Raw genomic sequence first — 16033 nt, 5'->3', positions numbered from 1 at the left:
AATGGATTGGAATAAAACTTATGCAGCAATTTATAGAGCAAGAAAAGACTATTTAAAGCCTATTTTTGAAATCGATCCTATCACTTTAAAAGATTTAGTAGGTATGGAAAGTCAAAAAAAAGCACTTTATGAAAATACTTTAAATTTCATTCAAGATAAGGGAGCAAATCACGCACTTTTATGGGGATCTAAGGGCACTGGAAAATCAAGTTTAATTAAAGCCATATTTAACGAATTTAAAGATCAGGGCTTAAGACTTGTCGAATTAAATAAAGAAGATTTATTTGCCTTAGTAGATATCATCGATGAAATCAGATTAGAAAATTTTAAATTTATACTTTTTTGTGATGATTTTTCTTTTGAGAAAGGAGATGATAGTTATAAATTTTTAAAACCTTTACTTGAGGGAAGCATAGAAAAAGCCCCAAATAATGTAATTATTTATGCGAGTTCAAATCGTAGGCATTTATTAAGTGAAAGTATTGCTGATAATCTTGATACGCAAATTGCACATACAGAACTTCATTTAAGCGATGCTGCCGAAGAAAGATTAAGCTTGAGTGATAGATTTGGTTTGTGGTTAAGTTTTTATCAGGGAAATTTAGAAGAGTATTTAAAGATGATAGATTTTTATTTTAAAGATTATTCTTGCGATAAAGAGCTTTTACACGCTAAAGCTAAAGAATTCGCTACTCTAAGAGCAAGTAGAAGTGGTCGTACTGCAAAGCAATTTTATTTGGCTTTTAAGGAGAATTTTAAATGACTGGAGCACGAATTTTTACCAAGCTTTTAAATTTGGATTTAAATTATCATGATTTTGATTGGCTTGAAAATCAAGGATTGAGTGAATTTGAGCTTTTAATTTCTGTGATTTTAACTCAAAATACAAATTGGAAAAATGTCTTAAAAGCTTTAGAAAATTTAAAAAAAGAAAATATTGTAAGCTTAGAACAAATCAATACTTTATCCAATTTAGAACTTGCAACTTTAATCAAGCCTAGCGGATTTTATAATACCAAAGCCAAGCGTTTAAAAGGCTTAGTAGAAAGTATCATAAACACTTATGAAAATTTAGAAAATTTTAAAACAAATGTAAGCAGAGAATGGCTTTTAAATATCAAAGGTTTGGGTTTTGAAAGTGTTGATAGTATTTTAAATTATCTTTGCAAAAGAGAGATTTTGGTTGTAGATAATTATAGTTTGCGTTTGGCTTTTTGCTTAGGCTATGAGTTTGAAAATTATGAAGAATTAAGAGAATTTTTTCAAAGTGGTATAGCGAGTGAGCAAGAAAATTTGTGTAAAATTTTAGGGAGAAAATGTGAGCTTTACGAACTTTATCAAATTTTTCATGCTTTGATTGTAGCTTTTGCAAAACAGAGTTTTAAAGGACAAAAATTAAGCCCTAAGGGTGAAGAATGGATCAAAATTTTAAAGGAAGATTTATGAAAGCAAAAGGAAGCGAACTTATACCTGTTTTAACTATAGCAGGAAGCGATTGTAGTGGTGGAGCAGGGATACAAGCCGATCTTAAAACCTTTAGTGCGCACAATCTTTTTGGTATGAGTGTGGTTTTAAGTGTGGTAGCTGAAAATACCGCAAGGGTGATTTCTGTACACGATATACCTACTCAAAGCGTAGATGAACAAATGCTTGCCGTATTTGAAGATATAGTGCCAAAGGCAACTAAAATCGGAATGATAGGTTCTTGTGAATTAATGAGCTGTATAGCTAAAAATTTAAGCGAGTTTAAACCTCAAAATGTAGTGATCGATCCTGTAATGTTTGCTAAAAATGGCTATGCTTTAATGCCGCAAGAAAATTGTGATTTTTTCAAGCAAACCATAGTAAAATTTGCAGATATTCTTACGCCTAATATTCCTGAAGCAGAGTTTTTATGCGGTTTTAAGATCGCTAATGAAGAGCAGATGATAAAAGCAGCTAAGCATTTATGCAGCTTGGGGGCTAAGGCAGTTTTACTTAAAGGCGGACATAGTGAAGAAAATGCCAATGATGTGCTTTATGATGGAAAAGAAATTTATATTTTAAAAGGCGAACGCATAGAAACTAAAAATACTCACGGTACAGGTTGTACGCTTTCTTCGGCTATTGCTAGTAATTTAGCTAAAGGCAAGGATTTATTTTATGCTGTTAGTGAAGCTAAAGAATATGTAAGAAATGCGATTTATTATTCACTCAATCTTGGAAAAGGTTGTGGTCCTACAAATCATTTTTTCAAGTTTTTAGATGAAAAATAAATTAGATCTTAGCCTTTATTTAGTTGCTTCTCAGGGAAATAAAAGCGAGGAGTGTTTTTTAAATACTTTAGAAAATGCTATAAAAGGCGGAGTAAGTATCATACAACTTCGTGAAAAAGAGCTTAATGCAAGAGAATTTTATAAACTAGGCTTAAAGGTGCAAAAACTTTGCAAGGCTTATAAAATACCTTTTTTGATTAACGATAGAGTGGACATAGCTTTAGCCTTAGATGCTGATGGGGTGCATTTAGGACAGGAAGATTTAGAAGTAAAACTAGCTAGAAAGCTTTTAGGAGATGAAAAAATCATAGGCTTAAGCCTTAAAAAACTAGAACAACTTGAGTTCATACAAGGAGCAAATTATTTAGGTTGTGGAGCTATCAAGGCAACGCCTACTAAAGAAAGTTCGCTTTTAAGCCTTGAGCTTTTAAGCCAAATTTGTGATAAAAGTCCTATAGGGGTTGTAGCTATAGGAGGGGTTGATAAAGCAGTGCTTGATGAGTTAAAGGGTATAAATTTAAGCGGCGTGGCTGTGGTTAGGGCGATCATGGATGCTAAAGATGCTTTTTTGGCAGCTAAAGAGTTAAAGCGTAAAATCTATGAAAATTTACCTCTTAAATGAAACTCCTTTTAAAGGGGTGGAAAATCTTATTTTAAATGAGATTATTTTTTACGATTTTAGTATAGATTTGAGTTTGTATGATGCTTTAATCTGTACTTCAAAAAATGCTTTAAAAGCCTTACAAAATGCAAAAATCACTTTAAATTTTAAACTCAATTTATACGCTGTAGGACAAAGTACAGCTCAATACGCTAAAAATTTAGGTTTTAAAAAGATTAAAATTCCATCAAAGGCTTATGGAAAAGATCTTTTTCTTGAATTTAAAGAGGAATTAAAAACGCAAAAATGTTTGTATTTAAGGGCTAAAAATATTGTTTCAACTTTAAATTTGGATCTTAAAAATGTAGGTGTGGATTTAGATGAAGTGATTGTTTATGAAAATGTTTTTAAAAAAGGTGACAAAAAACTTACTCATCCTGCTATTTTTATATTTACCTCTCCTTTAAGTGTAGAAAATTTTTTAAAATTTTATAGCTTAAAAGAAGAAGATAAGGTTGTAGTTATAGGACAAAGCACAGCAAAGAAGCTTTTAAATTTTAAAAATCTTTATATATGCGAAAATCAAAGTCTTTTAGAGTGTGTTAAGCTTGCTAAGACTTTGGTTTAATTTTTTAAATTCCAAAAATTTTCTTTGGGATAAATGATAATGCTTTTTGTGAGTAAAATTTCATCATTGACATTTTTATCACGATTTAAAGCAATGCTAATGTGGGCTATAATAACACCATCTTTGTTTAAATTTGCATCGGGATTGAAGTTGGAAAATTTAAAATTAACACATTGTGCAATAGGATAAAAATATTTTATTTTAATCAAAGCTTTTGCGTAATTAAAATATATATTATCTAAACATTCTTTATTTTCTTGCTTTGCTTGATATAAAAAATATTTAGAAAATTGTGTTGCATTGTGACTTAAAATTTGAGCTTGAAGGTAGTAATAACTATCTTGGATTATTTTTGGAGTGTAGCTAGATATGTTTAAGGTCAAGCTCATCCATAGACTTATTAGTAGTATTAAAAAAATTGTCCAAATTAAAACATAAGCTTTTTTCATAGTAAAATTCTTTTTTCAAGGCAATATTTTGTTTGTCTTTTTAGGCAAATTTTTAATTTATTGTTTTGCAGGTTAAATGAGCTTATGTTTTTAGAAATTAATCCTTGTTGGTTTAATTGTTCATTAAATTTTGGCTTTATTTCATATATAAGTTCTTCATTTTGCAATTTGATAACTAATTGAGCTTGCAAAGGAATAAAACTACCTGTAAAATTTGTAGATATACCATTTTCTAAGATGGATATTTTTTCAATCTTATTAATTTTATAAGCATAGCTAATATGCTCATTGTCATTATATAAATCTTTTCTATTTTGGAGTTGTGTTTTAAAATCAGAATGAGGTGAATAAAGTGTATGATTATTTTCTAAAATAAGAGCAGAATTAATAAGATAAAGTTTATTATCTTTTAGGCTAATTAACTCATCTTTTAAAAGACATTTTAATGTATTTTGTGAAAATGTAATATTAATACAATTTTGTATTAATTTTTCTATTTTAAGCAAGTTTAAATGTGCTTGAGTGATAAGATTGTTTGTATGTAAAGCAGTGAAATTTAAATGATAAAAATCCATTAAAGGTTTTGAAAGTAAGCTAGTTATAAAAGTAAAAAGTATTAGTGATATTATAAGTTCAAAAAGTGTAAAAGCTTTGCTCATTCTTTAAAATAAACGCTATAATTTTGATCTTGAAAGTATAATTTTTGAAATTGAAATATACCATCATTAACAAACTGTTCTTGTAAAACTATAGGTTTTAAGGCTGAAGTTTGAAGTATGATGGTTTTAAAAATGGGCTTTTCATATAATTCTTCTTGAAGTTTATAGAGTCTTTCAAAAATATTTAAATTTTCATAGTTTTTGTAAAGTTGAGTATAGTAATAAAAAATGCCAATGAAAATTAAAGATATGATCGTTATAGCACTAATACTTTCTATAAGTATGAAAGCCTTTTTCATTTAGCGCTGCTAGCATTTATGGCTTCAAAAAAACTTCCGCGAATTCCTTTTTGTTCGAGTATTTTTATGCCTTTTATTGTAACTCCGCCAGGGGAGCAAATATTTTCTTTGATAATAGCTGGATGTTCATGTTCTAGTAAAGCACTAGAGCTTTTAAATAAAGAGCGCGTAAGATTGAGACTAAGTTCTTTTGACAAACCTTCATAAACTCCAGCATTAGCAATGCTTTCTGCTATAAGTGCTAAAAAAGCAGGAGCGCAGCCGCTAATCGCCATAGCTGCATTCATTTGTATTTCATTATCTAATTTATAAGCTGAGCCAAAAGTTTTTAAAATGTCTAAAATTTCATTTTCAAAATGAGAGTTTTTAAGTATATATGGTGTGGTTGAAGCCTTGTATTTAGCTGCTGTATTGGGTATTATTCTAACATAATTTTGAGCTTTGATGGTTTGTAGTTTTTCAAAATCAACATTGGCTAAAACAGAGATTAAGATACGTGCTTGTCCTTTTAGCATTTGAGCAATATTTTCTAAAGCATAAGGTTTAAATGCTAAAATAACATCTTTACCTTCTATGTTAAAATCTTTGTAAAGTAAGGTTTTAAAGCCTTCTTTGGCGAGGGCTTGAAGTTTTTCTATACTTCTTCCTACTATGCAAATTTCATAATCATCTTTTAATCCATAGGCTAAGGCTGTTGCCATAGCTCCATTTGCAAGTATATAGAGCATTATTTTTTAATATAATTAGCAATTTGATCAGCTTGAAAAAAGTCCGGATAATTAACTGTATCTAGTATCACTTGTACCATAGTATTATTATCAAGATTAATGACTACTGGAGCTAGAAAATTCACTGTCGATTCTTCAATGCTTTTTGCTATGGCTACTATATTAAAAATTTTCATATTAGATTCAGGTGTTAAAGAAAGAAGCTCTTGATAATAAGTTGGTATATCAAATTCATAATCAGGTCTAATCAAATAAGGATTAATTAAAACAAAAGAAAAGTCTTTACCATCAAGACTTTTAAGTCTTACAAATACTTCATCGATAGTTGAAAATTCCATATTTTTGGTTTCTTCAAAACCTAAGATAGGGCATTTAACAGCTAGGGTCATGTTTTCTCCTCAAGTTATAATGTTTAATATTTTAACATAAAATAAGCAATAATCATTCCAAAATTTTAAATTATTTAATTAATTTTATTATAATTTTAGAAGAACATAATTATAAAATCGTTAAAATATAGATTTTTGAGAATATAAATCAAGGTGAAGTATGAAAAAAGGTATTTTTTTATTGGTTTTTTTAAGTGTTTTTTTTAGTGCGTGTAGTACGAAAAATGATGAAGGTTTATACAATCTTAGTGCTAGTGAGTGGTATAAGCAAATTATTAAAGATTTGCAGGACAAGGATTTGGAAAAAGCTGATGATCATTATAATGGTATGGCAAGTGAGCATGTTGCCGATCCTTTATTGGAAACTACTTTAATTATTTTAGCACAAGCTCATATGGATGAAGAGGAATATAAGTTAGCTGAATTTTATTTAGATGAATATAATAAAAAATTTGGAAATTCACGCAATGCTGATTATATTCGTTATCTTAAAATTAAGGCAAAATTTGATGCATTTGCAGTGCCAAATCGTAATCAGGCTTTAATGCTTGAAAGCCAAAAAGAAATAGATACTTTTTTGAAAGATTATCCTTATACAGAATATGAACCTTTGGTTCAGACAATGCTTACAAAATTTAATTTAGCGGTTTTTTATCTTAATAGCACTATAGAAAATCTATACCAGCGCATAGGGCATGATGAAAGTGCACAAATTTATAAACAAAGACTTCAAGAAAGTGAATTTTATCAGCAAAGTATTATCAAACCTGAGCTTCCTTGGTATAGAAGTATATTTGAAAGATTTTAATAAACAAGGAAAATAAATGCAGATTGAAGAGATACAAAATTATCCAGCAAATTTACCAGTATTGGTTGAAGATGAATTATTTTTATATCCTTTTATGATAACTCCTATTTTTATTAACGATTCATCCAATATGAAAGCTTTAGATCTTGCGATTAAAAATGATAGCATGCTTTTTGTTGCACCTTCAAAGTTGGAAAATGGAAGAAATTTTGATGAAATTTATAATTGCGGAGTGATTGGGACTATCATGCGAAAAGTTCCTTTGCCTGATGGAAGAGTGAAAATACTTTTTCAAGGATATGCCAAGGGTAAAATTATAGAGCAAATTTCTAATAAACCTTTAGAAGCCAAGATAGAACTTATAAAAGAAGATTTTTTAGAAGGAACTAAAAAAGAAGCACTTCTTGAAGTTTTAAAAGAGAAAGTAAAAAATTTGGCAAATATTAGTCATTATTTTTCTCCAGATCTTTTAAGAACAATTGAAGAAGGTTTTGATGCATCTAGGATTTGCGATTTGATTTTAAATACTGTGCGTATTAAAAAACAAGTTGCTTATGAGTTTTTTGTTTTAACAGATCTTGAGCAAAAATTAGTAAAATTAATAGATTTAATTGCTCAAGAAATAGAAGCTAATAAAATTCAAAAAGAAATTAAAAATAAAGTACATTCTCGTATTGATAAGGTAAATAAAGAATATTTTTTAAAAGAACAATTAAGACAAATTCAAAAAGAGCTTGGTTCTGATACGCAAAAAGAAGATGAGGTTAGAGAGTATCAAAAGCGTCTGGAGCTAAAGAAGAAATTTATGCACGAAGACGCTTATAAAGAAATCAAAAAACAAATTGAAAAATTCGAACGCATTCATCAAGATAATTCCGAAGCATCGATGATTCAAACTTACATAGAAACAGCATTAGATGTTCCTTTTGAAAAAATTTCTAAGAAAAAACTTGATATTAAGGAAGTTTCAAAACAGCTCAACCATGATCATTATGCATTAAATAAACCAAAAGAACGCATAGAAGAATATTTTGCAGTTAGGGAACTTTTAGAAAAAAGAAAAATAGCAGAAAAAGATGGTGCTAAAGTTATACTTTGTCTTTATGGGCCTCCTGGCGTTGGTAAAACTTCACTGGCAAATTCTGTTTCAAAAGCTTTAAAAAGAGAGCTTATTCGTATAGCCTTAGGTGGACTTGAAGATGTTAATGAGCTGCGTGGTCATCGTAGAACTTATATAGGCGCTATGCCTGGACGTATTACTCAAGGACTCATAGAGGCAAAACAAATTAATCCTGTAATTGTATTGGATGAAATTGATAAATTAAATCGCAGTTTTAGAGGCGATCCAAGTGCGGTGCTTTTAGAAATTTTAGATCCAGAGCAAAATTCTAAATTTAGGGATTATTATTTAAATTTTAATATTGATTTAAGTAAAGTCATTTTTATAGCAACGGCAAATGATATTAGCAATATTCCTGCACCTTTAAGAGATAGAATGGAATTTATAGAACTTAGCTCTTATACTCCAAGTGAAAAATTTCATATAATGAAAAAATATTTAATTCCAGATGAGCTTAAAAAACATGGCTTAAAATCCAATGAATTATTTATTGATGATGAAACTATAGAGCTAATCATTAGCGATTATACTCGTGAATCAGGAGTTAGAAATTTGCGTCGCAAAGTGGCAGAGTTGTGTCGTAAGAGTGCTAAAAAACTACTTTTAGAAAATATTAAAAAAGTCATTATTAATACAAAAAATTTGAATGAATTTTTAGATAAAAAAGTTTTTGAAATAGAAAAAAATAATGGAGAAAATCAAGTAGGTCAGGTCAATGGTTTGGCTTGGACAAGCGTAGGTGGAGATGTTTTAAAAGTAGAGGCTGTAAAAATTAAAGGTAAAGGAGAATTAACGCTCACAGGAAGTTTGGGTGATGTAATGAAAGAATCAGCTAGAATTGCTTTTAGTATGATAAAAGTTTTAATCGATGAAGGAAAAATAAAAATACCTAAAAAAATAATTATTGATCCTAAAGTTAATGTTTATGATAGTTATAATATTCATATACATGTGCCAGATGGAGCTACTCCAAAAGATGGCCCAAGTGCAGGTATTACGATAAGCACAGCTATTGCTTCTATTTTTAGTGATAAAAAGGTTAAAGCAGATGTTGCAATGACGGGTGAAATAGATTTAAAAGGAAAAGTTTTACCAATAGGCGGATTAAAAGAAAAATTAATTGCAGCTTATAAAGCAGATATAAAAACAGCTTTAATTCCAAGAAAAAATTACGAAAGAGATTTAAAAGATATTCCTAGTGAGGTTAGAGACAATATGGAAATCATTGCTGTTGATACTTTCAGTGATGTTTTAGAATATACTTTGGTTTAACTTTATTTTGAGAATAAATGTATAAGAAAGCAAACTTTTTACAAGTTTGCTTTAAAAGATTATAGTCCTTCAAAAGGATTATTGATTACTTCTTTTCTATCCACTATATAAGGGATAAGAGCTACATGTCTTGCACGTTTGATTGCAACTTCTACCATTTCTTGGTATTTTTTGCTTGTGCCTGTTAAACGGCGTGGCATGATTTTAAATCTTTCAGATAAAGCATGTTTTAACATTGCTGTATCTTTATAATCAATAAATTCAACTTTTGCTTCAGTGTATTTGCAATATTTGCGAGAGTATTTTCTTTTTTCTGCCATAGTTTATCCTTTAAAATGGTAAATTAGTATCATCGCTATCATAAGCATCGATATCAATTTCTTTTAATTTTTCTTCGTGTTGTGGGTTTTGGTTTCTTTGTGGAGCAGGGTTTGCTTTTGCTTTATTAAAATTTTGATTTTCACTCATATAAGGATCATAGCTTTGATTTTCATAGTTTCCACTATAATTGTTGTTTGAAAAGCTATTATTGCCAAAACCGCCTTGTTGTGGAGCATTGGAATTGCCAAGCATTTCCATATTTTCAACTTGAATGCTATGTTTAGAGCGATTTTGTCCATTTTGATCACTCCATTGTTCAAATCTCAAACGTCCTTCTATGAGTACTTTTGAACCTTTTGTAAGGTATTGGTTTGCAACTTCTGCGGTGCGACCATAAAAGCTTATATCAATAAAGCAAGTTTCTTCTCTTTTTTCTCCATTTGTGGTAAATCTTCTTGTTACTGCTATAGCGGAAGCTCCAATAGCACTACCACTTTGTGCATAACGCATTTCTATATCACGTGTAAGATTTCCAACCAAAACAACTTTGTTAAACATCTTTTTCCTTATTGAATTTCAGGAGCATCTAAAGGTTTGATTTCTTTTTTAGATTGCTTAATCCCGTGGCTTAGTTTTTCCCAAGCTGCAATTTCTTTTTTATTTTCATATTTTACGATTAAAAATCTTATTACTTCTTCAGTGATTCTTAACACCCTTTCAAGCTCTGCAATTAAGTTTGTAGGAGCTTTGAAGTAAATCACAAAATAAGTTCCTCTTTCGTATTTTTTGATTTTATACGCTAATTTTCTAGTGCCCATTGGAACAACAGTTTCAATTTCTGCACCATTTTTGGTTAGGACTTCTTTAACGAATTCCAACTTCGCATTCACTTCCTCTTCGGTAAGTGTTGGTTTTAAGATAAATAAAACCTCATAATGTTTCATCTTTTCTCCTTATGGATATTAAAGCCCATTTTCATGAGCAAGGATTTTGCATAAAGCAAGACTAGATTATATCAAAATATACTTAATTAGTCTTGAATATCCAATGTCTTATCTAAATTTACTTTGATTTCTTCAAGCATGGCAAAACGTTTTTTATACATGGAGCGTTTTTGTGAAGGGATTTCTTCTAGGTTTTTTTGCGAGTGGTGGAGCTTGTAGTATTTGTGTTTATCGATTTTTATTAATTCTCCACCATTTTCTAGCCAAATTTTTTGATAATCTACAAAATATCCTTTTTCTTTTCCTTTTTGAGAACGGATTTGATTTTTTTCATGTACACCTAAAGTAGCTTGAAGTTTTAAAATTTCACAAAGCATCTTAGAGCATTCTATAAGTAAAGCAACAGGGCGCAAACCATGACATTTTTTAGTTAAAATTTTATTAATTTCTAAAATATTAAAATCTTTGTATTTATATCCTTGTATGCAAGAAAGTAGAAGATTATTTTCTAAAGTAAAGCAAAAATTACATTGTGAAATAGTGTATTTTTTAAATTTTAAAGAAAAAGCCCAAAAACCTTCTTCGTAAACATTATGGTTATATCCTAAAAAAAGCTCAAAATCTTCATCAAAAGAAAAAATCATTTGTTCTTCGGGAAGAAATTTAAAACAAGTAAGTCCCTTATCAACATCATAAATAAGTGTTTTAACGCGTTCATTTGCTTTAAAACTTTTATCGCAAAATCTTCTTATAGCATTGTAGCAAGCATAGGGTCTTTGAGAGAAAAAGTCTTTTAAATGTTTATTTTTTTCTTCATTAAGCGTTTTTTCTAGAAGCCTTACTTGAGGAAAATATAGAATTTTTCTTGCTTGAAAACGTAAATAGCGCCAAAAGATGATACTTTTTCTTCTATCAGTAAAATTTGGAATAGGGTAGGAAAATTTTTTATTCACCTGCAATCCTTGATATATCATTATAAGTTGCAAAGAGCATTAAGCTTAAAAGTATTGCCATGCCTGCGTAACTTAAGTATTCAAAAGCACGCTGTGGAACCTTGCGTCTAAAAATCATTTCATAAAGATTAAAAAGTATATGTCCTCCATCAAGCATAGGAATAGGTAAAAGATTTAAAATGCCTAAATTTATAGAAATTAAAGCAGTGATAAATAAAAGCAAAGTAAAGCTATTTTGTGCAGCCTTTGAGGTAATTTCAGTCATGGTGATAATACCGCCTAAATTTTTTGCTTCAACTTCACCACTTATGAGTTTTATTATACCCTTGATGATGAGTGTAGAAGCTTGAAAACTTTCTTGTATGGCATATTTAAAACTTTCTAAACCTTGATGTTTTACAAGAGTGCTTGTCCCATTTGGACTGACTCCAAGTTGAGGTTTTTCAACGATTTGTCCAAAGTCATTATATCCTTGTCCTATTTTTGGAGTTAGGGTAAATTCTAAATTTTTTCCTTCTCTATCGATTAATATTTTCAAAGGCTCTAAACCTAAATGCTTTGAAATTTCATCAAAGCTTTGAATTTTTACACCGTTAATTTCTAAGATAGTATCATTTTTTTGAAGTCCTATTTCTTGTGCAGCAGAGTTTGGCGCTATGTTTCCTATTTGCGGAGCAAGTTTGTTTAGACCTAAATTTCCTATGATAATATAAAGAAAAAAAGCTAAAATTAGATTAAAAAATGGTCCAGCAAAAAGAATATAAATCTTTTTTAAAGGACTTAAAATGCTATAGCTATCTTTGTCTAGATTTTCAAAACCAGGACGCATATCATCTTGTCCTTTAAGTTTAACATATCCTCCAAGTGGCAAAGCACTTAAGCGATAGTTCGTGCCTTTAAATTCACGCTCTATAAGACTTTTTCCAAATCCTATGCTAAAGACTTCAACTTTTACACCCAAAGATCTTGCAGCTAAAAAATGTCCTAATTCGTGAAAGAAAATTAAAAATGAGATGACTAAAACAGTTGCTAAAAATTCAATAGAATAAAATTTAATTCCCAAAATCAAAATAACAATTAAAAGCAATAAAGATCTCATTTTTCTCCTTTTTTCTGAGCTTTTATATAAGTATAGATGTATTCAAATCCAGAATAAAGAGTTAAAATCAAAGCTATGTAAAGTAGAATTTCTCCGCCTATCCACTCCATGATTAGAAATCCTATCGCAGTCATTTGAAAAGCGGTTTTAAGTTTGCCTGCAAAAGAAGCATTGACATTTAAATTTTCACTGATCATTACAACTCTAAAACCTGTGATAAAAAATTCCCTTACTAGTATAATATAAATTACCCATTCATTAGCTTTTCCTGTAAGTAAAAGCCCTAAAAAAGCTGCTAAAACAAGCATTTTATCGGCTAATGGATCTAAGATTCCGCCTAGTTTTGTAGTTTGTTTCCAAGTTCTTGCGATGTATCCATCGAAAAAATCACTTAAAGCTGCTAATGAAAAAGTTAAAGCAGCAAAATAGTTAATCCAACTTTGATGAATATTTTCAAATTTATGAATTAACAAAAAAAATAGCAAAGGCGCTAAAACCATTCTAAAAATCGCCAAGATATTGGGTAAATTCATAACAAGCCTTGTGAAATTAAATGTAAAATTATAATCAAAATTGTATAAAATTTAAGCAAAGACTTAGTAAAAATACAAAAAAGAATCAGTTTATTTTTATTTAAATTTTGCTTAAAAGCAAAATTTAAATAAATTTTACAACTTCATCAAAACTAAAACGATTTTTTTGAGGATTTTTTTTATCGTTGCAATATCCTAAAGCCACCACCAAACTTGATCTTTCTTTTTGAATATCAAGTGATAAATAAGAATCAAGCTTTTCTTTATCAAAACCACCTATAGTGCAGCTTGCTATATTTAAAGCATTAGCACTGTAAAGTATGCTAGCTAGAGCTATATGAGCTTGTTCTCTTGCATAAGATATTTTTTGTTCTTGATTTAGAGATTTTAAAAAAGGCATATAAGTATCTAAGCGTTTTTGCATTTCTGTTTCACTCATATCTCTTTTTCTAAGTTTTTCTTCAAAATAATCCAAAAAATCAAGTCTTGAAATGATTATAATTAATGCAGCACAATCTTTTACATGTTTTTGTTGATTGCAAATTTTAGAAAGTTCTTCTTTTCTTTTCTCATCTTGCACTACTATAAATTTCCAAGGTTCCAGTCCCAAGGAACTGGGGCTTAATCTTGCTATTTCTAAAATAGAATTTAAATCCTCTTTTTTGAGTTTTTCATTTTTAAAATTTCTACAAGAATATCTTGTGCTAAAAATTTCAAGTTCTTTTTTCATTATTTTTCCTTGTAAAATTCGACGACTTCATTAAAATTTAAGCGTTGAGTAGAATATTTTGGTTCATGGGCTTTATATCCTAAGGATAAAATTACAGCAGTTTCAAAAGGATAAGTTAAATTAAGAAAATTATCAACTCTAGCTTTTTCAAAGCCACCTATCATACAAGAATCAATACCTAAGCTCATTGCAGCTAGCGACATTTGCATCATAGCAAGATAGCATTGAAGTTGTGCGTAATGATAGAGTTCATTATCATTCATTGCATTGGTTTTATGGGTGTAAATTTCTAAAATTTTTTGAAAATTTTCTTCGCTAGAACCTGAGAAACGACGCACTTGTTTTTGTGCAAATTCATCTTTGCTTTGAAGATCTTTTCTTGCTAGAAAAATGATATTATGACTCGCACTTGCTACATTTTGTTGATTGTAACATAGGGTTGAGAGTTTAAGATTGTGTTCTTTTTGTTCTAATACTACAAATTTCCAAGGCTCAAATCCATGTGAGCTTGGGGCTAAGACTCCACTTTCTAAGATAAAATGCAAATCCTTTTCATTGATTTTTTTATCATTAAAAAGTTTACAAGCTCTGCGTTTTGAAATTAGTTCTTTAAAATTCATTTTATTCCTTAAAATCAAAAATAATAATATTAATTATAAAATGCAAAGCTTAATCAAAAAATATTATAGTTTGATATTTTTCTTAAAAACAAAACCGGATTTTTCAAAACCCATTTTTTGGATATAAAATTCATGAGCTTGTGTTCTAAAAAAACTTGAACTTAGTTCTAATTCTTCATATCCTTGATCTTTTGCCCAAATTTGGATTTTTTTCAAAAAAGCTTGACCTATACCTTTTCCTCTTAAAGCTTCATCTACGACAAAATCACAAATATAAAGACAATGATTATGATAAAGTACATTAAAGGGCATGACTCCACAAGCTGCTTTGTAGCTTCCCTCATTTTCATAGGCAAAAAGTTTATAATGTTGAGTTTGTGTAGCAAGTTGGATTTTGTCTAAAAAATCTTTCAAAGATAGGTTATTTCTTAATTGTTTTATCAAGGGATAAATTTTTTCCAAGTCTTCTTTTAGCTTAATTTCTTTCATTTTTAAATCCCTTAAATTTCAAAAATCTCAGGTTTTAATTTTAAAAGTAGGCAAAAAGTTGCTAAAACAGCTTGTTCTTGCATAAATTCACGATCTCCATCTAAATAAAGCGTTTCTTGGATAAAAGTTCCATCTCTAAACATTGCGCCTATATAAATAGTGCCTGATTTTATTTTTCCCTCATCTTTTTCGCCAACTACTCCGCTAATAGCTAAGGCAAAATCAGGATTAGCCGTTTTAAAAATACCTTTTAGCATAAAATAAACACAACGTTCACTGTATTCGCCATTATTTTCTAAGACGCTTTCGCTAATTCCAAGCCATTCGTGTTTGATGCGGTTGGAATAACTTACAATAGATCCTTCAAAAATTTCACTTACACCTGAAATTTTGGTTAAGGTGCTTGCACAAAGTCCGCCTGTGCAACTTTCAGCAAAAGAAATTTTTAATTTTTTTTCTAAAAGTTTAGAGCTTATAAAATGTATAGGATCTTTACCTAAAAACACCTTTTGTCCAAAAAGATTTTTTACGCTATTTAAAAAACCATCAAGTTTTCCAAAATTAGCGCAAGTGGCCTTAATAAGCACAAGATTATCTAAAAACTTGGTTGATTTTATACTTATCTCATAAGATTTTGTTAGGGTTTGCAGTAGTAATATAGCGCTTTCATCATCCATGCCAAAAATGCAAAAATATGCAAAATTTAATTTTATATGCCCAAGAAGATCAGGTAATTTTTCGCTTGGATTTATTTTAACGACATTAATTTTTGAATTTGAAAAATTACATACAAAGCTATTTTTACTAAATTCTGCTTTATCTGGAACCAAGGTATCATCTTTTAAGATAAGATTATCATCATTTAAAGTTGCTAAAATTTTAGCAACAGTCGCATAATGCAAAGGGCTTGTAAATAAAGTGATAAAATCATACTGATTTAAGAGATTTTCAAGCAAAAAGGGTAAATCTTTATCGGTTTTATTTTGTATGCGAATTTCGTTAATTTCTTTAAATTTTTCTTCATAAGTTCTATAAATATAATTTTTGAATTTTTCGTTTATAGTAAGCTCATCTCCTATAAGATAAAGCAAATGTTTCATAAATTTTCCTTTTTTTCTTATAATTATAGCCAAAAA

Annotated in this window: 22 protein-coding genes; 7 read left to right on the top strand and 15 right to left on the bottom strand. The window is 29.4% G+C overall.

The window, feature by feature from the left end; genetic code table 11:
* The first annotated feature begins 1 nt into the window (after window position 1).
* From AJN56_RS06480 to AJN56_RS06460, 5 genes are read left to right on the top strand one after another with little or no spacing between them, the layout of a single operon-like run.
* On the top strand, window positions 2–763 hold the full coding sequence (locus tag AJN56_RS06480; protein WP_002856328.1) for an ATP-binding protein: 762 nt from the start codon (window positions 2–4) through the stop codon (window positions 761–763).
* On the top strand, window positions 760–1446 hold the full coding sequence (locus AJN56_RS06475) for an endonuclease III domain-containing protein (protein ID WP_070246460.1): 687 nt from the start codon (window positions 760–762) through the stop codon (window positions 1444–1446). The genes AJN56_RS06480 and AJN56_RS06475 overlap by 4 nt, the downstream gene beginning before the upstream one ends.
* Window positions 1443–2255, top strand: coding sequence for a bifunctional hydroxymethylpyrimidine kinase/phosphomethylpyrimidine kinase (thiD, locus tag AJN56_RS06470; protein ID WP_070246503.1), 813 nt, complete (start codon window positions 1443–1445; stop codon window positions 2253–2255). Before AJN56_RS06475 ends, thiD begins: the two co-directional genes overlap by 4 nt.
* Window positions 2245–2877 (top strand): thiamine phosphate synthase, encoded by a 633-nt coding sequence (thiE, locus tag AJN56_RS06465; RefSeq protein ID WP_002856400.1) that lies wholly within the window; start codon window positions 2245–2247, stop codon window positions 2875–2877. Before thiD ends, thiE begins: the two co-directional genes overlap by 11 nt.
* Window positions 2855–3484 (top strand): uroporphyrinogen-III synthase, encoded by a 630-nt coding sequence (locus AJN56_RS06460; RefSeq protein ID WP_002856298.1) that lies wholly within the window; start codon window positions 2855–2857, stop codon window positions 3482–3484. The genes thiE and AJN56_RS06460 overlap by 23 nt, the downstream gene beginning before the upstream one ends.
* Here AJN56_RS06460 and AJN56_RS06455 read toward each other — a convergent pair.
* From AJN56_RS06455 to fliW, 5 genes are read right to left on the bottom strand one after another with little or no spacing between them, the layout of a single operon-like run.
* The gene (locus AJN56_RS06455) at window positions 3481–3933 is read right to left on the bottom strand and encodes a hypothetical protein (protein WP_002869049.1); all 453 of its coding nucleotides are present in this window, start codon (window positions 3931–3933) and stop codon (window positions 3481–3483) included. The genes AJN56_RS06460 and AJN56_RS06455 overlap by 4 nt on opposite strands.
* On the bottom strand, window positions 3930–4592 hold the full coding sequence (locus AJN56_RS06450; protein WP_002866103.1) for a hypothetical protein: 663 nt from the start codon (window positions 4590–4592) through the stop codon (window positions 3930–3932). The genes AJN56_RS06455 and AJN56_RS06450 overlap by 4 nt, the downstream gene beginning before the upstream one ends.
* On the bottom strand, window positions 4589–4891 hold the full coding sequence (locus AJN56_RS06445) for a transformation system protein (protein WP_002855822.1): 303 nt from the start codon (window positions 4889–4891) through the stop codon (window positions 4589–4591). Before AJN56_RS06445 ends, AJN56_RS06450 begins: the two co-directional genes overlap by 4 nt.
* Window positions 4888–5619 (bottom strand): pyrroline-5-carboxylate reductase, encoded by a 732-nt coding sequence (locus tag AJN56_RS06440; RefSeq protein WP_002869050.1) that lies wholly within the window; start codon window positions 5617–5619, stop codon window positions 4888–4890. Before AJN56_RS06440 ends, AJN56_RS06445 begins: the two co-directional genes overlap by 4 nt.
* The gene (gene fliW, locus AJN56_RS06435; RefSeq protein WP_002852982.1) at window positions 5619–6008 is read right to left on the bottom strand and encodes a flagellar assembly protein FliW; all 390 of its coding nucleotides are present in this window, start codon (window positions 6006–6008) and stop codon (window positions 5619–5621) included. Before fliW ends, AJN56_RS06440 begins: the two co-directional genes overlap by 1 nt.
* Before the next feature lie 160 nt (window positions 6009–6168).
* On the opposite strand from fliW, the gene AJN56_RS06430 reads away from it, so the two are divergent.
* Together AJN56_RS06430 and lon are read left to right on the top strand one after the other, a co-directional pair.
* Window positions 6169–6816 (top strand): outer membrane protein assembly factor BamD, encoded by a 648-nt coding sequence (locus tag AJN56_RS06430; protein WP_002852961.1) that lies wholly within the window; start codon window positions 6169–6171, stop codon window positions 6814–6816.
* A 16-nt stretch (window positions 6817–6832) separates the two neighbouring features.
* Complete coding sequence (lon, locus tag AJN56_RS06425; RefSeq protein ID WP_002853487.1) at window positions 6833–9208, top strand: endopeptidase La; 2376 nt, start codon at window positions 6833–6835, stop codon at window positions 9206–9208.
* Window positions 9209–9267: 59 nt separating this feature from the next.
* Here the strand turns inward: lon and rpsR are convergent, their stop codons facing one another.
* The 10 genes from rpsR to AJN56_RS06375 form a co-directional block, all read right to left on the bottom strand.
* Window positions 9268–9528: a 30S ribosomal protein S18 gene (rpsR, locus tag AJN56_RS06420; RefSeq protein WP_002853032.1), complete on the bottom strand. Its 261-nt coding sequence runs from the start codon at window positions 9526–9528 to the stop codon at window positions 9268–9270.
* 10 nt (window positions 9529–9538) lie between these two features.
* Complete coding sequence (locus tag AJN56_RS06415) at window positions 9539–10087, bottom strand: single-stranded DNA-binding protein (protein ID WP_002854048.1); 549 nt, start codon at window positions 10085–10087, stop codon at window positions 9539–9541.
* 8 nt (window positions 10088–10095) lie between these two features.
* Complete coding sequence (gene rpsF, locus AJN56_RS06410) at window positions 10096–10473, bottom strand: 30S ribosomal protein S6 (RefSeq protein ID WP_002812868.1); 378 nt, start codon at window positions 10471–10473, stop codon at window positions 10096–10098.
* Between the two features lie 86 nt (window positions 10474–10559).
* Complete coding sequence (locus AJN56_RS06405) at window positions 10560–11426, bottom strand: VirK family antimicrobial peptide resistance protein (RefSeq protein ID WP_002812869.1); 867 nt, start codon at window positions 11424–11426, stop codon at window positions 10560–10562.
* A complete protein-coding gene (rseP, locus tag AJN56_RS06400) occupies window positions 11419–12525 on the bottom strand; it encodes an RIP metalloprotease RseP (RefSeq protein WP_070246458.1) in 1107 nt (368 codons plus the stop codon). Before rseP ends, AJN56_RS06405 begins: the two co-directional genes overlap by 8 nt.
* Window positions 12522–13058, bottom strand: coding sequence for a CDP-diacylglycerol--glycerol-3-phosphate 3-phosphatidyltransferase (gene pgsA, locus AJN56_RS06395; protein ID WP_002812871.1), 537 nt, complete (start codon window positions 13056–13058; stop codon window positions 12522–12524). Before pgsA ends, rseP begins: the two co-directional genes overlap by 4 nt.
* A gap of 124 nt (window positions 13059–13182) precedes the next feature.
* Window positions 13183–13788: an NAD(P)H-dependent oxidoreductase gene (locus AJN56_RS06390; protein WP_002853752.1), complete on the bottom strand. Its 606-nt coding sequence runs from the start codon at window positions 13786–13788 to the stop codon at window positions 13183–13185.
* Entirely contained in the window at window positions 13788–14408 is a 621-nt protein-coding gene (locus tag AJN56_RS06385) for an NAD(P)H-dependent oxidoreductase (RefSeq protein WP_002869051.1), read from the bottom strand. The genes AJN56_RS06390 and AJN56_RS06385 overlap by 1 nt, the downstream gene beginning before the upstream one ends.
* A gap of 63 nt (window positions 14409–14471) precedes the next feature.
* On the bottom strand, window positions 14472–14897 hold the full coding sequence (locus AJN56_RS06380) for a GNAT family N-acetyltransferase (protein ID WP_002777060.1): 426 nt from the start codon (window positions 14895–14897) through the stop codon (window positions 14472–14474).
* An 11-nt stretch (window positions 14898–14908) separates the two neighbouring features.
* Entirely contained in the window at window positions 14909–15997 is a 1089-nt protein-coding gene (locus AJN56_RS06375; protein WP_002853490.1) for a CinA family protein, read from the bottom strand.
* Window positions 15998–16033 lie beyond the last annotated feature (36 nt).

Source organism: Campylobacter sp. BCW_4319, assembly GCF_001764435.1.
GTDB lineage: Bacteria > Campylobacterota > Campylobacteria > Campylobacterales > Campylobacteraceae > Campylobacter_D > Campylobacter_D jejuni.
The sequence above is the reverse complement of the archived record's forward strand: the minus strand, read 5'-3'. Positions and strand labels throughout refer to the sequence as shown.